The sequence below is a fragment of the Pyrinomonas methylaliphatogenes genome (genome assembly GCF_000820845.2).
Lineage (GTDB): Bacteria > Acidobacteriota > Blastocatellia > Pyrinomonadales > Pyrinomonadaceae > Pyrinomonas > Pyrinomonas methylaliphatogenes.
In genome coordinates, this window is the sequence record NZ_CBXV010000001.1 from 347,097 (window position 1) to 367,280 (window position 20,184).

The window sequence follows — 20,184 nt, forward strand, 5'->3', positions numbered from 1 at the left end:
CTACTGACTACCGAACGACTCTCGCCCTTCATTGTCTGAAAACAGACAATCATCGTCTGTTAATAGACAATGTTCTCCCGCCCGCATCTACTCGGAAGAGCGTTTCCCCTGCCTAATCTCTCGCTTTGAGGACTGACAAGGCGCCGGCACAGGGCTTGCCCGAGCATTCGATCAGCGGAAAAGAGTCGGGAGCTTCCATTAGAGGGGCGATGATGGAGCTTGTGCGAAAGGTCATCTTGATTTTTGCCATTGTGCTACCGCTCTTTGTTGAAGTTCAGGGGCATGGTGGTGAGGATCATGTCGAGAGCGTGGCACAAACTTCATCGGCGGGAGAGACCATCACGCATCTTGCGCGAACGGGCGATTTCGAACTGTTCTTCAAGCATGCGCCCGTCACTCCGGATCGGGCGACCGCGGCGGACATTTTCCTCTCGCGCTACGAGACGAATGAACCGGTCGGCGGCGCGCGCATCGAGATCACATTCGCCGGCCCGAGCGAGGCGAAGGTTGAAGCGAAACCTAACGATTTGGCTGGGCGATATGGAGTAGAGCTCCCGCCGTTAGCGCGAGGCGAATATCGCATCTCGGCGCGCGTCGAAATGGATGGGAGAAGCTCTGTTGTTGATTTGGGAACGCTCGATGTCGCCCCCGTGACGATGCCTGAGCAGATGGCGAATGAACGCGCCGCGCTTCGGGCAACTATTATCTTGTTGATCTCCCTTATGGCGATCTTGCTCGTAGCGATCTTAGCGCTCTTCTGGCGTGCGTTGAGCCATCGCTTCAAGGCGGAGAAGGAGGCGACGGCGGTTTGATGCATCACATCTTCGATCGCAAATCGAAGCGCTATCCTTCGCTGGAAGTCAAACGGTGTGATGTCGGATCGGGCATAAGGCTCTGCGTGATGTTCTCGCTGATGGTGATCTTCGGATCGTGCGTCAACGCGGGCCAGCGAATATTCGGAGCGCAGGGCCTCGGTGCGGAATCGAAGAGGACTGCGGTCGAGATCCAGGCGCCGATCAGTCGAGAGCAGACCGCTATCGGATTGGACCAGAAAGGAAAGCGGGCGTCGGCGCAGTATTTGGATGAATCGGGTCTGACGGTCGAGAAGTTGATTGACCTCGCTCATCAGAAGCGGGCCGATCTACTTGCGGCGCAGGCGCGCGTCGGCGCGGCACGTGCTCGATCTCTCCAAGCCGGTTTGCGTCCCAATCCGACGCTCGATATCGAGTACGGCACGCCGCGCTTTCTCGGCGGCGAGGCGGAGCTGGATTTCGCCGTCGGCGTTTCGCAACTTTTCGAACTCGGCGGCAAGCGCCGATTGCGTCGGGAAGCGGCGCGTCTCGAAGCGGAACGGGCGGAAGCCGAGTTTCGCGCGCTCGAACGGCAGATCGCTGCCGACGTGCGCGTTTCTTACGCGCGCGCCGTCGCTGCCGGAAGGTTTCTGGATACGGTGGATCAATTGGTCGCGCTCAACGAGGAGTTAGAGCGGGCGACGGCGGAGCGGGTCAAAAGAGGCGATGCCGCGCAAGTGGACCTGAGTTTGGTGCGCGTTGAACTCGACCGCTTGCGGGTGGAAAGGGCGCGCGCGTTAGCCGATCTCGAATCGGAGATGATCGCCTTGCGCGCCGCCGTCGGTCTAGATCCGACGGACTCTTTGCGGATCGTTCCACTCGTCGAACGTCCGCCGCGACTCGAGCTTTCATTGCCGGAACTTACCGCCATCGCGCTACGTGAGCGAGCGGACCTTCAAGCGGCGCGCCTTGCCGAAAGAGCAAGCGTTGCGCGCTTGAAGCTGGTCGAAGCGCGCCGGACGCCGGACCTTGCCGGCACGGCCCGTTTCTCGCGCAGTCGGCAGATCGTGGATTTGCCGGAGAGGATAGGCGGCATCGCCTTGGACAAAGACAACGAGTTGACTTTCGGCATACAGATCGAACTTCCGATCTTCAACCGCAACCAAGGCGAGATCGCCGCCGCAGCCAATGAACAGATACAAGCGACGCGAGAGCGCGAAGCGCTCGAAGCGAAGATCAAGCGCGATGTCGCGCTCGCTTACAGGCAGTATCAGGCTGCGGCGGAAAGCCTCGCGCTCTTTTCGACGCGCGTCATACCGCAGACGGAAACGGTACTCGCGAGCGTGCGCGCCGCTTACGGACTCGGTGAGTTCTCGGTCTTCGACCTCTTGCAAGAACAGCGGCGATTGATCGAGAGCGAAACGGCTTACAGTCAAACCTTGCGCGATTACTACTCGGCGCTCGCCGAACTCGAACGCGCCACGGGCGCGCCGCTTCCGCGCGAGGCTTTCGCGCCGCGCGCAACTTCCAGCGCGCCGCGACTTGATCTGAAGAGCATCGAACGGCTCACGGCGAGTGATCCGCGTTGGGACGATCGCGATCCCGGTCAGCGATAGACGAGTTTTGGGAAGAACGCTTTTCGAAATCTTGTTCCGGAGCTTGGAGGTTGATGAGAGCAACGATCATTTCGGTGCTGAGTTTGGGCGTCGCCTTCTGGAGCGCATGCGCGACCGAAAAGCGCAAAACCTCTTCCAACGCTAACTTGAGAAATGTAGCCGCAGTCAACGCAAACCTCTCCACGACGAACGATGTGCCAGCGGAAGTGCGGGCGGCGCTCGCTGGCGCGCAAACTGTGGTTGCGGAACGGAAGGAGCTCTCCGCCGCGCAAGCGGCTGAGGTCGAGCGCGAATCTGGAGCGAAGCTTGAGAGCGCGGCGCACACGACCTATCTGGGTTATGCGCTGAGCGGTGGGGTGCGAAAACAAGTCGGAGCGGCGACCGTGCTCGAGGTCGAAGGCCAGCGTCTCGTCGTCGTTTACGAAAGTCGCAACGGATTGCCGTATATCAAAGAGGTGCGGGCCGCTGACTTGCCGCTCGCGTTTCTCACACAATTTCAAGGCAAAGGTCACGATGACCCGTTGCAGCTGGGGCGCGATGTGCAAGCGCACGGCATGGATGAAAGGTTGGCAAGAGCCATCACCGACGCCATTCGTCGGGATACGCGCATCATGCAGGCGCTTTATGGGGCGCCGCATACGCACTGAAGATGAACTGGATGTCGAACCGGTCCGGGAGACTGAAACATGCAGAGAGGGAAGTGGCGATCTCTAAGATGTTAGGTTCCTTCTTCGCGCTAACTGAAACGATCGGGTGGCGTGATGCGCGCGCTCGCGATCAAGAGCGCGTTCGAGATGCGCGTGTGTGCGCGGCTGAACCGGTCGCATCGCGTGATGCGCGCTCTCGCCGCAAAGAAGATCTCAACTTCTTCTCCATCTCGTCGCGATCGTTTGTGCGAGTGTGGCGCGTGACTTTGAGCGCGCTTCTTCTCTTTGCTTTCGTCACGGCGCGCGCGCACGAAGGCGAAGATCACGGCGCCTCGCCGAAACGCGCGACCGGAACCGCGGCTGGTCCAGCAGTGCGCATGGCTGAGCGGAACGTGCAGACGCCCGTCGGTCAGTTCCGCGTCCGCTTGCGTCAGATGCCTTTCGATCCGCGCACAGGCGAAGAGGCGCAGTTCGAGGTCGAAGCTCTGGAGCGCGTCGAAGGCGCTTTCGGGTCGAGCGAAGGTCTGCAGTCAGTGAACATCGCACGCGCCGTGGCGCGTTTGAGTCGAGCTGATGGGACCGCGTTGGAACCGGCGCTCGACACACACGCGGAGAGCAGTCCGGGCGTTCGCGGCGTTCACTACGTCTTTCGTGAAGCTGGCGAGTACAAGATCGCTTTTGACTTCGCGCTCGCCGACGGGCGTTCTTTCTCCGTCGATTTCCCGGTCTCGGTCACAAAAGCGCCAGTCAATTGGAGCTTCTGGATCGGGCTTCTCCTTCTGGCATTGCTTTCGGTCGGCGTGGTCGTCATTCGTTCCGCTCCATTATGGCGCGCGCGAAGTGAGCGCAAAGGGGTTGCACGCCACATCGCTCCCGCGACCGTCGTCGCCGCCATCATATTCGCCATTGGTCTGCTCCTTCTACTGCGCTTCGAACCGCCGCGTCGAATTCGAACGGCGACCGAAGTGACCGTAAGCGCGGCGGCGGCCACTGGCGCGGCGACCAGTTCGGAGATCGTCATCCCGAAAGAATCTCAGTTGCTCTTCGGCATTCGCACGGCGTTGGTCGAAGAACGCCCCGTGATTGCCGGTCTGAAGGTGACCGGCGTCGTGCGCGCGCGTCCCACTTCGCGCGCGACCATCGCGCCGCCCGTCTCGGGGCGCGTCTTTTTCAAGAACGGATTGACGCTCGGCTCCTTCGTCGCGCGCGGCGAGCAGATCGGCACGGTCGAACAGATCCTCGGCGCATCGGAACAAGCTGGACTTGAAGCGCAACGCACGGAGCTACAGCGCGCCGTGCTGGAGCAGCAGGCGAAAAGAGCTGAACAAGAGGCGCTGGCGCAACAAGCGCGCGCGCGTCTCGCTCAAGCTGAGCGCGAACTGCGCCGAGCGACGGAACTGCTCGAAGTCGGCGCTGTGCCGCGCAAGCGCGTCGAAGAGGCGCAAACCGCCGTGCAGATCGCGCGACAAGAGGTTCTCGCCGCCGAACAACAAGCGCGCATCGCCGCCGAACAGGCGCGCGTGGTGAAGGCGGGGGCAGAGCGCATCGGTCCAGTTCGACGCTTCCCATTGATCGCGCCGGTGGCGGGCGTCGTCAGCGACATCAGAGCGACGACAGGGCAACAGGTCGAAGCGGGAAGCGAACTGTTGAACATCGTCGATCTGTCGGTTGTCTATCTCGAAGCGCGAGTCTTCGAAGGCGATTTGGCGAAGGTGCGCGATGCGCGACGGGCGAGTTACACGACGGCGGCATTTCCCGGAGAGGTCTTTCATCTCGGCGAAGGCGGACGCGGACGCATCGTCGCCATCGGAACCGCGGTCGATCCGCAGACGCGGACCGTGCCGGTGATCTTCGAGGTCATGAATCCGGCGAACCGTTTGCGCGATGGCATGTTCGTCGAAATCGTTTTCGACATCGGCGAGACGGCGCCCGTGCTCGCCGTGCCTAAACGGGCTGTCGTCACCGAAGAAGGGCGCACGTATGTTTTCGTCTTCAACGGCGGCGAAAGGTTCGAAAAGCGCGCCGTTCTACTCGGCGCCGAGGGACAAGACTTCTACGAAGTCAAATCGGGCCTGAGTCGGGGCGAGCGCGTCGTCGTCGATGGCGTTTATCAGTTACGTTCTGCGCGACCGGGATGATTGCGCGGACTTGGCGACGAGAACGGACCTACCGATGACGAGGAGGTGCGAATAGTTTGACGAGTGATGGAGGAGAAGATGGTGAACAGAATCTCTTTAGGAAGAAGGCTTGTGAATTCAACGGAGGTGAAGTTCGGTCGCGGAGTCGAGCGAGCGCGTCGGCAGCGGTTGCCGGTCGTTGCGATTGTGAGTTTGGTCGCGGCGCTCACGGTCGCGTGCGGAGCTGGACAGCAAAAGGTTAACGAGAACGCAGTGCAGAGCGCGACGGCGAACCAGAACGCGCGCCACGGCGAAATGCACGATGGGCACGCAATGCACGGCGAAATGCACGATGGGCACGCAATGCACGGCGAAATGCACGATGGGCACGCAATGATGGATCACTCGCAGATGCAGAGTTCGCCGGGCGCGGAAAAAGCTCCTTACGACTTGCAGTTCATCGACACGATGATCGCGCATCATCAGGGTGCGATAGAGATGGCTCGGCTGGCCGACGGACGCGCCGAGCACGCAGAGCTGAAGGAGCTTGCGCGCAAGATCGTCGCCGATCAGGAGCGCGAAATCGCTCAGATGCGCAAGTGGCGCACCGAGTGGTACGGAGAGCGTGCTCCGGCAATCAACATGGAATTGCCCGGCATGCGCGAATCAATGCAGATGGATATGCGCCAGCTTGCGGAAGCGCGCGGGCGCGATTTCGATCTGCTCTTCATCGACATGATGATCCCGCATCACGAAGGCGCAGTCGTGATGTCGCGGCAAGCGCTCGAGCGGGCCGAGCACGCCGAGTTGAAGAAACTGGCCGAGCAGATCATCGCCGCACAGCAGGCCGAAATCGCGCAGATGCGCAAGTGGCGCACCGAGTGGGGGAAGTGACGCTTGACCGGGAGAGAGGTTCGGACGGATCTCTCTCCGCTCGTTGCGCGAGGTGAGCTCGATGCTCGATGTTGTCATCAAGTGGTCGTTGCAGAACCGCTTATTGGTCGTCGCCATTGCGGCTTTGACGCTGGCGTGGGGGACTTACATCGCGCTTCAGTTGCCGGTCGATGTCTTCCCCGATTTGAACAAGCCGACGGTGACGATCCTGACCGAAGCGCCAGGGCTGGCACCCGAAGAGGTCGAGACGCTCGTCACCGTGCCGATCGAGACGGTGCTCAACGGCGCGCCCGGCGTGACGCGCGTCCGTTCGCAAAGCGGCATCGGGCTGTCGGTGATCACCGTCGAGTTCGATTGGGGGACAGACCTCTACCGCAACCGCCAGTTGGTGAGCGAGAAACTTCAACTCGCGCGCGAGCAATTGCCTGCGGGCGTGACGCCCATGATGGGGCCGATCGGCTCGATCATGGGCGAGATCATGCTGATCTCTGTGCGTTCGCGTGACGGCTCGACCGGTCCGATGGAGTTGCGCTCGCTCGCCGACTGGACCATACGACCGCGATTGATGGCGATTCCCGGCATCGCACAAGTGATCAACATCGGCGGCGAAGTCAAGCAGTATCAGGTGCTCGTCTCGCCCGCAAAGCTCACGCAGTTCGGGTTGACGATCGAAGACATCGCGCGCGCGATGGAACGCGCCAACTTGAACACGACGGGCGGGTTCATCAACGCGCAATCACAAGAGTTTCTCGTCCGCAATCTGGCGCGCGCGTACACGGTCGAAGATTTAAAGAAGACGGCGGTTGCATATCGCAACGGCGCGCCCGTCTTGCTCGGCGAAGTCGCTCAAGTCAAAGAAGGTCCGCGCGTCAAGCGAGGCGACGCTGGAACCAACGGCGAGCCCGCCGTCATCATGTCGGTGCAGAAGCAACCGGGCGCCTCCACAATCGAGTTGACTGAAAAGGTTGACAGCGCGATCCGTGAGATTCAGGCGACGCTGCCACCGGACATCGAGGTCAATCCGCGCCTGTTTCGTCAAGAGAACTTCATCCAAGCTTCGATCACCAACCTCATCGAGGCGCTGCGCGATGGCGCGATATTGGTGACGATCGTCCTCTTTCTTTTTCTGCTCAACTTGCGGACGACGGCGATCACGCTGACGGCAATCCCACTCTCGTTCATCGTCACCTTTCTCGTCTTCCGCGCCTTCGGCGTCTCGATCAACACGATGACGCTTGGCGGATTGGCCGTCGCCATCGGCGAGTTGGTGGATGATTCCATCGTCGATGTAGAGAATATCTTTCGCCGCCTGCGCGAAAACAGAGCGTCGCCCAATCCGAAACCGGCGCTGCGCGTCATCTACGAAGCATCGCTTGAAATCCGTTCGAGCATCGTTTATGCGACGTTCATCGTCGCGTTGGTCTTCGTTCCGCTTTTCGCTTTGACCGGCGTCGAAGGGCGGTTGCTTGCGCCGCTCGGTCTTGCCTACATCACGTCGCTCATCGCCTCGCTCGTGGTGAGTTTGACGGTAACGCCGGCGCTCGCCTCTTACTTATTGCCGCAGATGAAGGTGATGCGGCATGGGCGCGAAAGCTTTCTGGTCCGGTTCCTGAAGCGTTGGGACGAACGGCTGCTTCGCCACACGTTGCGTCATCCGAACGTCGTCATGGCTGGCGCTGGCGCGTTGCTTGCGCTCGCGCTCGCGACGTTGCCTTTCGTCGGCACCTCGTTTCTGCCGGAGTTCAACGAAGGCACAGTGACGGTCAGCTTCTTGGCCGAACCGGGAATCAGCCTCGAAGAGAGCGATCGCATCGGTCGCATCGCCGAGAGGTTGATCATGGAGGTGCCTGAGGTGGTTGCCGTCGGACGGCGCACCGGTCGCGCCGAGATGGACGAGCACGCCGAAGGCGTGCACTCCGCGGAGATAGATGTTGACCTTCGGCGCAGCGAGCGCCCGCGCGATGAGATACTGCGAGATATTCGGCAGAGGCTTGCGACCATTCCGGGCGTAACGGTCAACGTCGGGCAGCCGATCTCGCACCGATTGGATCACCTGCAATCGGGTGTGCGCGCGCAGATCGCCATCAAGCTCTTCGGCGATGATCTGGCGACTTTGCGCGACAAAGCCGAAGAGATCGCCAACGTCGTCGGCACGGTCGAAGGGGCGACCGACGTGCAGATCGAAAAGCAGGTGCTCATCCCGCAGGTGCGTTTCGCGATCGACCGCGAGGCAGCGGCCCGCTACGGACTGCCACCGGGTGAGATCGCCGAAACTTTGGAGATGGCGCTCAACGGAAAAAAGGTCTCGGAGATCGTCGATGCGCAACGGCGTTACGATCTCGTCATACGTTTCGACGACGAAGCGCGCGCTTCGCTCGATGCGCTTCGCAGCGTGACTGTGGATACGCCGCAAGGGACGCAGATCCCGGTTTCGGCTGTTGCGCGCATCGAAAACCTTCCGGGGCCGAATCAGATCCTGCGCGAGAACGCGCAGCGCCGGATCGTCGTCTCAGCGAACGTCGCCGGACGCGATCTCGGTTCGGTCGTGCGCGACATTCAAGAGCGCGTGCAGCGACAGGTGCAGCTTCCGCCCGGTTATTTCATCGAGTACGGCGGACAGTTCGAGGCGCAGCGAGAAGCGACTCGCAAGCTCACGCTGCTCAGCCTCTTTTCGGTCGTCGCTATCTTCTTCCTTTTGATCAAAGCGCTCGGCGACTGGCGTTCGGCTTTGCAGGTGATGATCAACATCCCGCTCGCCTTGATCGGCGCGATCTTCGCCATGTTGCTCACTGGCGGCGTCTTCTCCGTGGCGACGCTGGTCGGATTTATCTCGCTTATCGGGATCACATCGCGCAACGGCATCATGATGATCTCGCACTACATTCACCTGATGCGTGAAGAGGGCGAAGACTTCACCGAACGAATGATCATTCGCGGCTCGCTCGAACGGCTCGTGCCGGTGATGATGACGGCGTTGACCGCTGGGCTTTCGTTGATCCCGTTCATCTTGGCGGCGGACGCGCCCGGCAAAGAGATCTTGCATCCGCTGGCGGTGGTCGTTCTCGGCGGCATTCTGACGTCGACGTTGCTGGACCAGTTGGTGACGCCTGCGGTCTTCTACAAGTTCGGGCGGCCTATTGCCGAGCGCGTCATCAGGGAGCGCCAGCTCAGGGAACCGGAACTTCGGGAAGAGAAGACGGCGCCGGTCGAGACGCCGCAACCCGTTGGAGATTGATCGCGCATCGGATGAAAATGAGGAGACGGCAAAAGCACGGGACGCGACCGCAAGCCTTTGGTCGCGCCGCGTTGACTGGCGAGAACAGGAGCGAGTCGTGAAAGCTTCCGTGGATCAGACCGAGATCGAAGATGGCCGTGAGGCCGGAACCGAGCGCGTTGATCTTCCGATCACCGGCATGACGTGCGCGGCGTGCGCGCGGCGCATCGAACGACAGTTGCGCAAAGTTGCGGGCGTTAAACAGGCCAACGTCAACTTCGCCACTTCGCGCGCCACGGTCGAATATGATCCGCGCGCGTGCGATGCGCGACGGTTGATCGCCGCGGTCAAAGATGTCGGCTACGACGTCGGTGGTAGGTCTCATGTCAGTTTCATCGTGGATGATTCGGCGCGTCCGTCGGGTTCGAGCCAGCCGCTCGAAAGCCATCTGAAGCGCTTGCGCGGCGTTGTCGAGGCGAGCTTCAACTTGGTGAATATGGAGGTTCGCGTCGAGTACCTGCCGGGCGTCACAGACGCGCAGGCGATCCGCCGTGCCATCGAGGAGTTCGGCTACCAAGTGCGCGAAACGAGCGGCGAGGGGCCGCACGGTCTCGTCGAAGAAGACGACGCGCACGCGGCGGAGTATCGAAGCTTGCGGCGAAAATTCATCGTCGCGGCGGTCCTTTCTCTTCCGGTCCTTTTCATCGCCATGTCGCACGGGCGATTCGATTTTCCCGGCAGCGACTGGTTGCAACTCGTCTTGACGACGCCGGTCGTCTTCTACTGCGGCGCGCAGTTCTACAGGGGAGCGTGGGCCGCGTTTCGCCATCGCGCCGCCGACATGAACACGCTGATCGCAGTAGGCACCGGCACGGCTTACGTCTATTCAGTGGCGGCGACCATCTTCCCGCGCTTCTTCGCTCCAGCGGCCACGGGGCACGGTGTGCCGGTCTATTTCGAGGCCACGAGCGTCATCATCGCGCTCATTCTGCTCGGGCGGATGTTGGAAGCGCGCGCGAAGGGACGAACGAGCGACGCGATCCGTCGTCTCATCGGGTTGCAACCGCGCACGGCGCGCGTCATCCGCGATGGCCGCGAGTTGGAGGTACAGGTCGAAGAGGTCGTGCCGGGCGATTTAGTCGTGGTGAGACCTGGCGAGAAGATTCCGGTCGATGGCGTCATCATCGAAGGATCGAGCGCCGTCGATGAATCGATGTTGACGGGCGAGAGCTTGCCGGTCGAAAAGGGTCCGGGCGATGAGGTCTTCGGAGCGACCATCAATCGGACCGGAAGTTTCAAGTTTCGGGCGACGAAGGTCGGCAAGGATACCGTCCTGCAGCAGATCGTCAAACTGGTCCAAGAAGCGCAGGGCGCGAAAGCTCCCGTCGCGCGGCTTGCCGATGTGGTGAGCGGTATTTTCACGCCCATCGTCATCTGCGTGGCGATTGCGACCTTTGTGGTTTGGTACGTGGCTGCGCCGACGGATGTGCGTTTGAATATGGCGCTCGTCAATTTCGTCTCGGTGCTGATCATTGCGTGCCCGTGCGCGCTGGGACTAGCGACGCCGACGGCGATCATGGTCGGCACGGGACGCGGAGCCGAACTCGGCATTCTAATCAAGGGCGGCGAAGCGTTGGAGACGGCCCATCGGCTGCAAGTCGTCGTGCTCGACAAGACCGGCACCATCACCAAAGGACGCCCGACCGTCGTTGACATCGTCGCGGCGAATGATCTGGCTACTGATGAGCTGTTGCGTTTGATCGCTTCCGCCGAACGCGCCAGCGAGCATCCGCTCGGCGAAGCGATCGTGCGAGCGGCGCAGGCGCGCGGCCTCGAACTCAGCGAGCCGAACGACTTCAAGGCGCTCGCCGGCTACGGCATCGAAGCGCAAGTCGGAGGGCGCAAACTGTTGCTCGGGAACTTAAAGCTCATGCGCGAGCGTCAGGTCGCGCTCGATGGGTTCGAGGCGCAGGCGGCGAAGCTCGCCGCTGATGGAAAGACGCCGGTCTATGCGGCAGTGGATGGGCGTTTCGCCGGTCTGATCGCCATCGCCGACGAAATCAAGCCGGAAGCGCGCGAAGCGGTGGCGATGTTGGAGCTGATGGGGCTCGAAGTCGTCATGATCACGGGAGATGATCGGCGAACGGCGGCAGCAGTAGCGCGCACTGTCGGCATCGAACGGGTGCTCGCCGAAGTCTTGCCGCAAGACAAAGCGCGCGAAGTCAAGCGCCTGCAGCAAGAAGAGAAGAAGACCGTCGGCATGGTCGGCGATGGGATCAACGACGCACCGGCGCTCGCGCAAGCCGATGTCGGCATCGCCATCGGGACGGGGACGGATGTGGCGATCGAGGCTTCCGACATCACGCTCATACGCGACGATCTGCGCAGCGTCGCAACATCCATAAGGCTCGCGCGCGCGACCATGCGCGTCATCCGACAGAATCTCTTCTGGGCCTTCATCTACAACACGCTCGGCATTCCGGTCGCGGCGGGCGTGCTCTACCCGTTCACTGGATGGCTGCTTTCGCCGATCATCGCGAGCGCGGCGATGAGCTTGTCGAGCGTGTCGGTGGTCGCGAACAGTCTGCGGTTGCGCAGATTCCGTTGACGGAACGTCGCGGTTCAACGGCGAAAGGTGGCCGTTGCAATGCGACGCGCGAAAGAAGAGCGAAGTATGACAGTTTGGATCTTAGCGACGTTGGACGCGAGCGAATGGATGGTGATCGCGGTCGGCATAGCGGCGATCATCTTCGTGCTCTGGTACTTCTTCGGCGAACGTCGAGGCGTCGCGGCTGAGACGACCGAAACCGGAGTGCAGGAGATCTCGATCACGGTCAAAGGCGGTTACTCGCCCGATACCATCGTCGTCAAGCAGGGGCGACCCGTCCGACTCAAGTTCCGGCGCGAGGAGACGGCTTCCTGTAGCGAGCAGGTGATCTTCAGCGATTTCGGCATCGTGCGCGATCTTCCGCCCTTTCAGACGACCATCGTTGAGTTTACGCCCGACGCGCCGGGCGAGTACACTTTCACGTGCGGCATGCGGATGCTGCGCGGGAAGTTGATCGTCGAACCGAGCAGGTGAACTTCGACGCGCGTAGTAGTGCTAGGGGGTCGGTGAAGCAATCGCCGCTCGTGGCGGCGGTATGGCAGCTATGAAGTCAGCGTGGCGTTACAAGGAGATCATCTTCGGCGTCAGTCTCGGGCTGGTGATGTGGATCGTGGACGCGGCGATGCACGTGCAAATGAGCGCCGAAACGGACGTGCTCGCAGGCTTCGCCGCTGAGCTTTTCGCTCCCGGGGCGACGCAGTTGTTCTTCCGTGCGCTTTTTCTGTTGATCGCAAGCGCGTTCGGGTTCGTTTTGTGGCGCGCCAACTGGCGCGAAAGGGAACTGCGCGCGCTCGAAGAGGCCATCATCGCCTTCCATCGTCAACTCGACAGCCCCGCCATGCGCATTGTCAACCACGTGCGCATGTTACAAAGTCAATCTCATCCGGCGCGCGACGAACTGACGCAGACGGTGCTTGCTCTGATCGGCGAGGACGCGCGGATCATAGATGAGCTGGCCCAGCAGTACATACGCTTCAGCGAGCAAGTCGTGGCCGGGCGCACGCGCGAAGCGGTGGAGACTCTGCGCGCCATCGCCGCATGGCAGACCGCGCCGCGTCGCACTCCGCCCGTCGCTTGAACGCCATGTCGGAACACCATCGTATGCCGCAACCTGCGCTGCTCATCGTGGACGATGATGAGAGCTTGAGGCGCGTCCTCGAGTTTCAGCTGACCGAGAGCGGCTATCGCGTGCTGGCGGTTGCAGATGCGTCGGCGGCTTTGGATATTCTCGTCAACGAAGAGATCTCTTGCTTGGTCACGGACGTGCGTTTGCCGGGGCTATCGGGACTCGAGCTTCTGCGACGCGCCCGCGCCATCAACGACGGCGTTCCGGTCATCGTGATCACAGCCTATGGCGATGTCGAAACGGCGGTCGAAGCGATGCGCGCCGGAGCGTTCGACTTCATCACCAAGCCTTTCAACCGCGATCAGATACGTTTGACGGTGGAGAAGGCGCTCGCCTTTGGCCAGAAGATGGCGGAGTTGGCGCGCTTGCGGCGGCTCGTGCATGAGCGCTTCAGTCTGGCGAACGTCGTCGGCGATTCGCCCGCCATGCGGCGCGTCTTCGAAGTGGTCGAGCGCGTCGCGCCTTCGGACGTGACTGTTCTCATCACAGGCGAATCGGGCACGGGCAAGGAGTTGATCGCCCGCGGGATACATCTTGCCAGCGCGCGGTCGGCTGGTCCGTTCGTCGCCGTCAATTGCGCTGCCATTCCGGAGACGCTCGTCGAATCAGAATTGTTCGGCCATCGGCGCGGCGCTTTCACCGGCGCAACGCGCGACGTCAAAGGCAAATTCGAAGAGGCTTCGGGCGGCACGCTCTTTCTCGACGAAATAAGCGCCATGCCGCTCGGCGTGCAGAGCAAACTGTTGCGCGCCTTGCAGGAGCGCGAGATCGTTCGTTTGGGAGAGAGCGCGCCGCGCAAAGTGGATGTGCGCATCATCGCCGCGACCAACAGGGATCTTCAGACGATGGTCGCCGATGGCGCGTTTCGCGAGGACCTTTACTATCGGCTCGCCGTCGTGCCCGTCGAACTCCCGCCGCTGCGCGAGCGACGCGAAGACATCCCCGTGCTTGTCGAGCACTTCTTGCAACAGGCGTGCGAGCGGCACGGTCGTCCACCCGTGCGCATTGCGCGCGAGGTCTTTGCCGCTTTCAACGCTTACGCTTGGCCGGGCAACGTGCGCGAACTGAAGAACACGATCGAGCGCATGGTCGTGCTCGCACGCGGCGACGTGTTGACGCTGGATGATCTGCCCGATCAGATCAAGAACACTCTTCGCGGCGCATCCAACGTGCTCGTGCATTTGCCGCCGGACGGTATTTCGCTCGAAGCGGTCGAGCGCGAGATCATTCGACAAGCTCTCCTGATGCACGGCGGGAACCAGACGCGCACTGCGCGCTATCTGAACATCACGCGCAGCGCGCTCATCTACCGCATGCAGAAGTACGGACTTACGGAAGAGACGGGAGGAGACAAAACGACGCAAACGGGCGAAGAGCCACGATAACGTTCCGTTGTTGCTATCTGTCGGCTGACGATAGAATTTTCTCGCAGGAAGGCGCTCTGAGTGGCGCAGATTCGCCGGGCAGAGAGTCATTTCAGACGGGATCGATTGGGATCTGTTGCGAAGTTCGATTGAAGAGCACAATAACCAAAGTGCGCCGCGCTTTACGCACGACAATGGGACGCTTGAAGTCACGAAACCGTCATCCGAACACGAAGAGAGCAAAGATCATCTTATTTTGCAAATGCCGTGCGCGAGCGGGCGCAAAGAGAGTTAAGAGGGCCTTAAGGGGCTTTGAAGTGACCATCTTTCGCTAGGTCGCCACTGGCGATGAAAGTTCAGCGCTCAACTCTGCTTTACGCCGCTGGTGTGGCAGCGGCGACGCTTTCGATCACGGCGTTGCATCTGGTGACGCCGCTTGACCGGATCGTCCTCCATCAAATCTACCAGCGTCTTTATTACATCCCGATCATCGTCGCGGCGGTGCGTTTCGGACTGCGTGGCGGGCTATCTGCCGCGTTGTTTGCCAGCATCGCTTACGTCCCTCATGTGCTCATGCACTGGCAGCACAGCAATCCGGATTATGCGCTCAACCAGTACGCCGAAATAATCCTCTTCAACGTGGTCGGCATCGTTACAGGTGCGCTCGGCGACCGGAGTCGGACGGCGCGCGCGCGCGCCGAGCAGACGGCGGCGGAACTGCAACGCGCTTATGCCGAATTGAGGCAGACCTTCGAGCAGCTTTTGCGCGCCGATAGGCTGATCTCGCTTGGCGAACTTTCTGCCGCCATCGTCCATGAAGTGCGCAACCCGCTCGGCGCGATCAAAGGCGCCGTCGAGATCATGGAAGATGGCATTTCGCCCGATAACCCGCGCCGCGAATTCGCCGCGATCGCCAAACGCGAGATAGATCGTCTTGATCGATTGGTCGAAGAGTTCTTGCGCTTCGCGCGTTCGCCGAAACCCGTAGTCGAGCGGGTCGATCTCAATGAAATCGTCGCTTCAGTCGCCGCGCTCGTCGAACGCCAAGCGGGGATGCAAGGCGTGCGCGTCGAACGGCGGCTTGCCGCGCGAAAGCTCGAAACGATGGCCGATGGCGCGCAAATACGGCAAGCGCTCATGAACCTCTGCCTGAACGCGCTGCAAGCGATGGCGCGCGGCGGCACGCTGACGCTCAGGACGAATACGAGCGATCGAAACGGCGTGAGCGTCGAGGTGGAGGATGAGGGCGGCGGAATCGACCCGAAGATCGCGGCGCGCATCTTCGATCCGTTCTTTACGACCAAAGAGCGCGGGCTCGGACTCGGGCTCTCGATCGCCTATAAGGTCGCCATCGAACACGGCGGCACGTTGACCTTCAGGAACGGGGAGAAGGGCGCGATCTTTCGTCTGGCGTTGCCCGGCGCAAACTGAATCGCCACGCGCATCTTGCCTAAAAGATCATTCGCGCGAAACTTCGCTTCTCCGAGGCGACACACGAAGGAGTCAGCGCCTGAGCGCTGATTATCTTGAGCGGACCGTTTCGTCGAGCGGGCCGCTAGAGCGTCGCCAGAAGCTCACGCCACTCGGCGGACTCTTCACACCCAGGTTTGCGTTTGCTGAACATGAGCAGGATCTGTTCGCCGCTTTCGTTGTACAGCTCAAGACTCGTCACCATGCCATCGGTCGTCGGTTTGCGCACGATCCAGCAGGAGGCGATGCGGTCTTCGCGGACGTGCAGGTTGAAGTCCGCATCGAGCACGTTGACCCAGTGATTGACGATGCGGATGTTCTCGACCGGTCCAGTGTGAATCTGTATAACGCCCGGATTGCCGACGAAGATCATGATCGGCAGCTTGCGCCGTGATGCTTCATGTAGCAGATGGCGGAAGCTCATCGGCGAAGTCTCGCGCGCCAGTTCCGGGCCAGCGAGCCGCAACGCTTGTCGGCGCGTCACTCCGAAATCGCGCGTCAACCTGAAGAATTCATGCGTATCGCGCATGCTCATCCAAGCCCGACGCAACTCTTCGACATCTACCTCATCGTCTGGTCTTTCGGGTGGCGACGGCTGTCGCGGTTCGACTCTTTGCGCGGGAGATTGGTCGTCGCTCCTCCACCGCGCGACAAGTTCGGCGAAGGCGTCGTGGTCGCTTTCGTCCGTCAGAAAGATTTTGTGGATCGCCGTGCCATCCGGTGCGAAGAACTGCAAGCTGCGCCGCTTCCCGTCGTCGAAGGCGAAACAGCTCTTCCAGTGCGCGAGAAAGAGCCGGAGATCTATGCCTCGGTCGAGGACCTGTCCCATCAGTGGGCGCCCTTGTTCGCGAAAGATCTCGACCGGATGATAGCGGCCTTTGCGTTCGCTAATGGCCTCTTCGTTGCGCGTCATGGCCATGACGCGGCCCAGCGCGCCGAGCTCCGCGAGCATTTCGCCCCAATCGCCTGCGAGCCGCGTGACCGTGTCGCCGCATCCCAATGCGGCTAGTTCGGCCTCGGTGACGCCGAGCTTAGAGGCCGCTTCGCGCGCCTTCAAATTCGGCTCTTCCTCGCGTAACCTTTGCCATCGACGTTTGAGTTCGCGCGCATCGTTCAACTCGGACATCTCACTCACCTCCAGAATTAAAATTCTTCTCGCTTTGCTCGGATGACGAGCGCGACCTCTGCGCTTGAGCGCCTTTCGCCGCACAGGAGGCGATCACCATCTCGCCTATTGCGAATCGGTTCGTTCCTTCTTGCACGCGCCGTCCTTCGGCACGAGCAGATGGGTCGTTAGCTCAGGATGACGAAGAGCCACAGTCTCGAGGCCGAAGACGCGATGGACCAGTTCCGGTGCGAGCGCGTCGCTGACAGGTCCGATGGCGACGATCTCGCCTCGATGGAGGACCGCAACGCGATCAGCGTACTGCGCCGCAAGGTTCAAGTCGTGGAGCACGGCGATGACGCCAGTATTCCGTTCGGCAAAAGCGCGCGCGATCTTGAGCGTCGCATGTTGGTGGACCAGATCGAGATTGGTCGTCGGTTCATCGAGCAACAGGCAGCGCGGCTCATCGCTTTCCCAAATCTGCGCCAACACGCGCGCCAGTTGCACACGCTGGCGTTCGCCTCCCGAAAGCGTCGGATAGAGGCGCGCAGATAGTTCCGCAGTGCTGGTCAGTTCGAGCGCAGCCCATGCGATCTGTCGATCGCGCCGCGTCGGATGCATGCCGCGCGCGTGCGGCAGCCGCCCGAGCAGCGCGACTTCGAAGACGGTGAAGGGGAAGTCGAGCGCAGAGTTTTGCGGCAGCACGGCACGCACGCGCGCAAGCTCATCTTTGCGCCAACGCCCTAACTCGCGTCCACGCAACGCGACCGTGCCCGCAGACGGCGCAAGTTCGCCGCTCAGCACGCGCAGCAATGTCGATTTCCCCGCGCCGTTCGGGCCGACGATGATAACCAATTCGCCGGTCCGCAAAGCCAGCGATGCTTCGCGCAATAGCGCTCTTGTCTCGCGCCTCACGGCGATCCCTTCCGCTTCGAGAATGACCTCTCCGCACATCGGAAAAGCCCCATTCAAACGCTCAGCCCGCGTCGGCGGCGCGCAAGCAGCCAGAGGAAGAACGGCGCGCCGAGCGAAGCCGTCACGATGCCGATTGGAAGCTCGGCGGGGGCCGCCGCCGAACGCGCGATCGCGTCCGCCGCTAGCATCAAACAAGCGCCGAGCAAAGCCGCGCTGGGCAAAAGGTGACGATGGTCCGGCCCAATGAGCAGGCGGAGCAAGTGCGGCGTGACGAGTCCGATGAAGCCTATCGTTCCGGCGAACGCCACGCCCGCGCCGACGGCAAGCGCGACGAAGATGACGGCGCGCCGCTTTACCTTTTCCGTGGCGACGCCGAGATGGCCGGCTTCGGCTTCGCCCAGAAGCATGGCATTTAAAGCTCCGGCGAGCTGAAGCGACGAGAGAACGGCTAGCAGGATGAAAGGCGCGGTGACGAGTAGGGTGGCCCACGTCGCGCCGCTCAAACTGCCCAGACTCCAAAAGGCGATGTCGCGCAGCTGAACGTCCGTCGCGATATAGGTCAAATAACCAATGAAAGCTCCAACCAGCGCGTTGATCGCAATGCCAGCTAAAAGCATGGTCGCCGTATCGGTCTTCCCGGCGGAGCGCGCAAAGCGTAGCACGAACAGTGTGACAACGAGTCCGCCAGCGAAGGCTGCGCCGGGGACGAGGGGTAGCAGGATAGAATGGCCAAGGAGATAACGCGGCCCGCCGAGCACGATCATGGTGACGGCGCCGAGCGCTGCGCCACTCGAGACGCCGACTAAACCGGGATCGGCCAACGGATTGCGAAACAGCCCTTGCATAACGGCTCCAGAGGTCGCCAATCCCGCCCCGATCATCACGCCGAAAAGGACGCGCGGCAGCCTGATCGCGAAAAGCACCTTCTCGCGCTGTTCCTCAACGGCAAGGGAGTTGAAGCCGAGTCGTCGCAAGAAGACGGCCAATACCTCCGCTGGCGTGAATGGCGTCGCCCCGATGCTGAGAGCAAGGAGCATGAGCGCGCAGAGCGCCGCCACGAGAGCGCACAGAAGCGCGCGGCGCTTGTGAATCTGCCTCTCCAGACTGGCCGTGACTTCAACCATACTTCGGTCCTTCAACGCCCGATATCGTGCAGCTTTAAGCAGAGTTCGCGCACGGCTTGGCCTGTGCGCGGCCCGAAGCCGAGGAGGAGCAGGTCGTCCAGTGCGACGACGCGCCGGTGTTGACCCGCCGGGGTGAGTGCGAGGCCCGGTGTGCGAAGCAACGCCTCGACTCCGCCGATGCTCTCAAGCCCGCGCGATGTGACAAGGATCACATCGGGTGCCGCCGCGACGGCGGCTTCCGGCGTCAAAGATCTGTATCCTTCAAGACCGGAAACGGCGTTGATGCCCCCGGCCAGTTTGATCATCTCATCAATGGCAGTGTGCGTGCCGGCAACGTTGATCGCGTTCGGTCCGCGCGCAACGATGGCAATGACGCGCGGGCGAGTTCGGGCCTGCGCGACGAGCGCGCGCGCTTCGCCCATGTCGCGCGCGAACTGCTGGACCAGTTCTTCGCCACGCGCTTCAAGCCCAAGCGCCTGCGCGACGGCACGTATCTTCGCTTTGACCCCTTCGACTGAATGCTCCGATGGGATGATCTTCAAAGGGACGCCGGCAGAGCGAATCTGCGCAAGCGCCGTTGGCGGTCCAGCATCGTTGGTCGCGAGCACGAGCGTCGGTCTCAATGACAACACTCCTTCGGCAGATAGCTGGCGCAAGTAACCGACCTGCGGCAAACGGCGCGCCTCTTCCGGGTAGAGGCTCGAAGTATCGACGCCGACGAGTCGATCTTGTGCGCCGAGCGCGTAGACGATTTCGGTCACCGATCCGCCGATGGAGACGATGCGCGTCGCCCGCTCCGGTATTTCGCGCGACACGCACGCGGCGAGCGCACAGAGGAGCAGGAGGGCGCAACAGAACCAGTTCGATGGCGTGCGGAAAGACATCGTTTCAGTTGGTCGTCAAACTCACCAGCGGTTCTTCCGCTTCGTCGAAGGAAGCAGCATTTTGGCAGTAGCACGCGACGACGGCGCGCGTAAATGCCGCGTACTCCTCGTGCGAAAAAGTCAAGATAACTTGATTGGCGCGTACGTGGAAAGCGTGACAGGATTGGCAATACCAGACCCAAAGCGCATGAGATCCTCTTTCGAAATTCTGATGGTTTTGCATCTCAACCCTCCATTGGGAAAGGCGACGGTGAATTTACGCGCAATCGCGCCTTAGCTTCGAGATCGGGAGAAGAAGCTCGAAAGGTT

The 20,184-nt window shown here is 61.5% G+C and carries 16 protein-coding genes; 11 read left to right on the top strand and 5 right to left on the bottom strand.

All coding sequences use genetic code 11. The features are described from left to right. The first annotated feature begins 212 nt into the window (after positions 1-212). The 11 genes from PYK22_RS01370 to PYK22_RS01420 all read left to right on the top strand — a co-directional run bounded on the left by PYK22_RS01370 (position 213) and on the right by PYK22_RS01420 (position 15,808). Positions 213-812, top strand: a complete 600-nt coding sequence (locus tag PYK22_RS01370; protein WP_162199767.1) for a hypothetical protein — start codon at positions 213-215, stop codon at positions 810-812. Next, on the top strand, positions 812-2,407 hold the full coding sequence (locus tag PYK22_RS01375; RefSeq protein ID WP_041973381.1) for a TolC family protein: 1,596 nt from the start codon (positions 812-814) through the stop codon (positions 2,405-2,407). Before PYK22_RS01370 ends, PYK22_RS01375 begins: the two co-directional genes overlap by 1 nt. A 53-nt stretch (positions 2,408-2,460) precedes the next feature. Continuing rightward, the gene (locus tag PYK22_RS01380) at positions 2,461-3,054 is read left to right on the top strand and encodes a hypothetical protein (RefSeq protein ID WP_041973384.1); all 594 of its coding nucleotides are present in this window, start codon (positions 2,461-2,463) and stop codon (positions 3,052-3,054) included. 68 nt (positions 3,055-3,122) lie between these two features. Further along, positions 3,123-5,192, top strand: coding sequence for an efflux RND transporter periplasmic adaptor subunit (locus PYK22_RS01385; RefSeq protein WP_041973387.1), 2,070 nt, complete (start codon positions 3,123-3,125; stop codon positions 5,190-5,192). A 111-nt stretch (positions 5,193-5,303) separates the two neighbouring features. Next, positions 5,304-6,065, top strand: coding sequence for a DUF305 domain-containing protein (locus tag PYK22_RS01390; protein WP_162199768.1), 762 nt, complete (start codon positions 5,304-5,306; stop codon positions 6,063-6,065). 61 nt (positions 6,066-6,126) lie between these two features. Next, positions 6,127-9,300 carry an efflux RND transporter permease subunit gene (locus tag PYK22_RS01395; protein WP_083437498.1) on the top strand — a complete coding sequence of 1,058 codons (3,174 nt, stop codon included), beginning with the start codon at positions 6,127-6,129 and terminating at the stop codon, positions 9,298-9,300. A 97-nt stretch (positions 9,301-9,397) separates the two neighbouring features. Next, positions 9,398-11,887, top strand: coding sequence for a heavy metal translocating P-type ATPase (locus tag PYK22_RS01400; protein ID WP_211197577.1), 2,490 nt, complete (start codon positions 9,398-9,400; stop codon positions 11,885-11,887). Between the two features lie 66 nt (positions 11,888-11,953). After that, positions 11,954-12,361, top strand: coding sequence for a cupredoxin domain-containing protein (locus PYK22_RS01405; RefSeq protein WP_041973701.1), 408 nt, complete (start codon positions 11,954-11,956; stop codon positions 12,359-12,361). 70 nt (positions 12,362-12,431) lie between these two features. Beyond that, positions 12,432-12,965, top strand: a complete 534-nt coding sequence (locus PYK22_RS01410; protein WP_041973388.1) for a hypothetical protein — start codon at positions 12,432-12,434, stop codon at positions 12,963-12,965. 23 nt (positions 12,966-12,988) lie between these two features. Then, positions 12,989-14,398 carry a sigma-54-dependent transcriptional regulator gene (locus PYK22_RS01415; RefSeq protein ID WP_099606145.1) on the top strand — a complete coding sequence of 470 codons (1,410 nt, stop codon included), beginning with the start codon at positions 12,989-12,991 and terminating at the stop codon, positions 14,396-14,398. Positions 14,399-14,725: 327 nt separating this feature from the next. Continuing rightward, on the top strand, positions 14,726-15,808 hold the full coding sequence (locus PYK22_RS01420) for a PAS domain-containing sensor histidine kinase (RefSeq protein ID WP_041973392.1): 1,083 nt from the start codon (positions 14,726-14,728) through the stop codon (positions 15,806-15,808). 124 nt (positions 15,809-15,932) lie between these two features. Here PYK22_RS01420 and PYK22_RS01425 read toward each other — a convergent pair whose 3' ends face one another. From PYK22_RS01425 to PYK22_RS01445, 5 genes are all read right to left on the bottom strand, one after another. After that, positions 15,933-16,973, bottom strand: coding sequence for a hemin-degrading factor (locus PYK22_RS01425; RefSeq protein ID WP_041973394.1), 1,041 nt, complete (start codon positions 16,971-16,973; stop codon positions 15,933-15,935). Between the two features lie 105 nt (positions 16,974-17,078). Beyond that, a complete protein-coding gene (locus tag PYK22_RS01430; protein ID WP_211197578.1) occupies positions 17,079-17,906 on the bottom strand; it encodes a heme ABC transporter ATP-binding protein in 828 nt (275 codons plus the stop codon). 14 nt (positions 17,907-17,920) lie between these two features. Then, positions 17,921-18,991 (bottom strand): FecCD family ABC transporter permease, encoded by a 1,071-nt coding sequence (locus PYK22_RS01435; protein WP_041973397.1) that lies wholly within the window; start codon positions 18,989-18,991, stop codon positions 17,921-17,923. 11 nt (positions 18,992-19,002) lie between these two features. Continuing rightward, complete coding sequence (locus tag PYK22_RS01440; protein ID WP_060635207.1) at positions 19,003-19,875, bottom strand: heme/hemin ABC transporter substrate-binding protein; 873 nt, start codon at positions 19,873-19,875, stop codon at positions 19,003-19,005. A 4-nt stretch (positions 19,876-19,879) separates the two neighbouring features. Further along, positions 19,880-20,098, bottom strand: a complete 219-nt coding sequence (locus PYK22_RS01445; protein ID WP_041973399.1) for a hypothetical protein — start codon at positions 20,096-20,098, stop codon at positions 19,880-19,882. Positions 20,099-20,184: the final 86 nt, after the last annotated feature.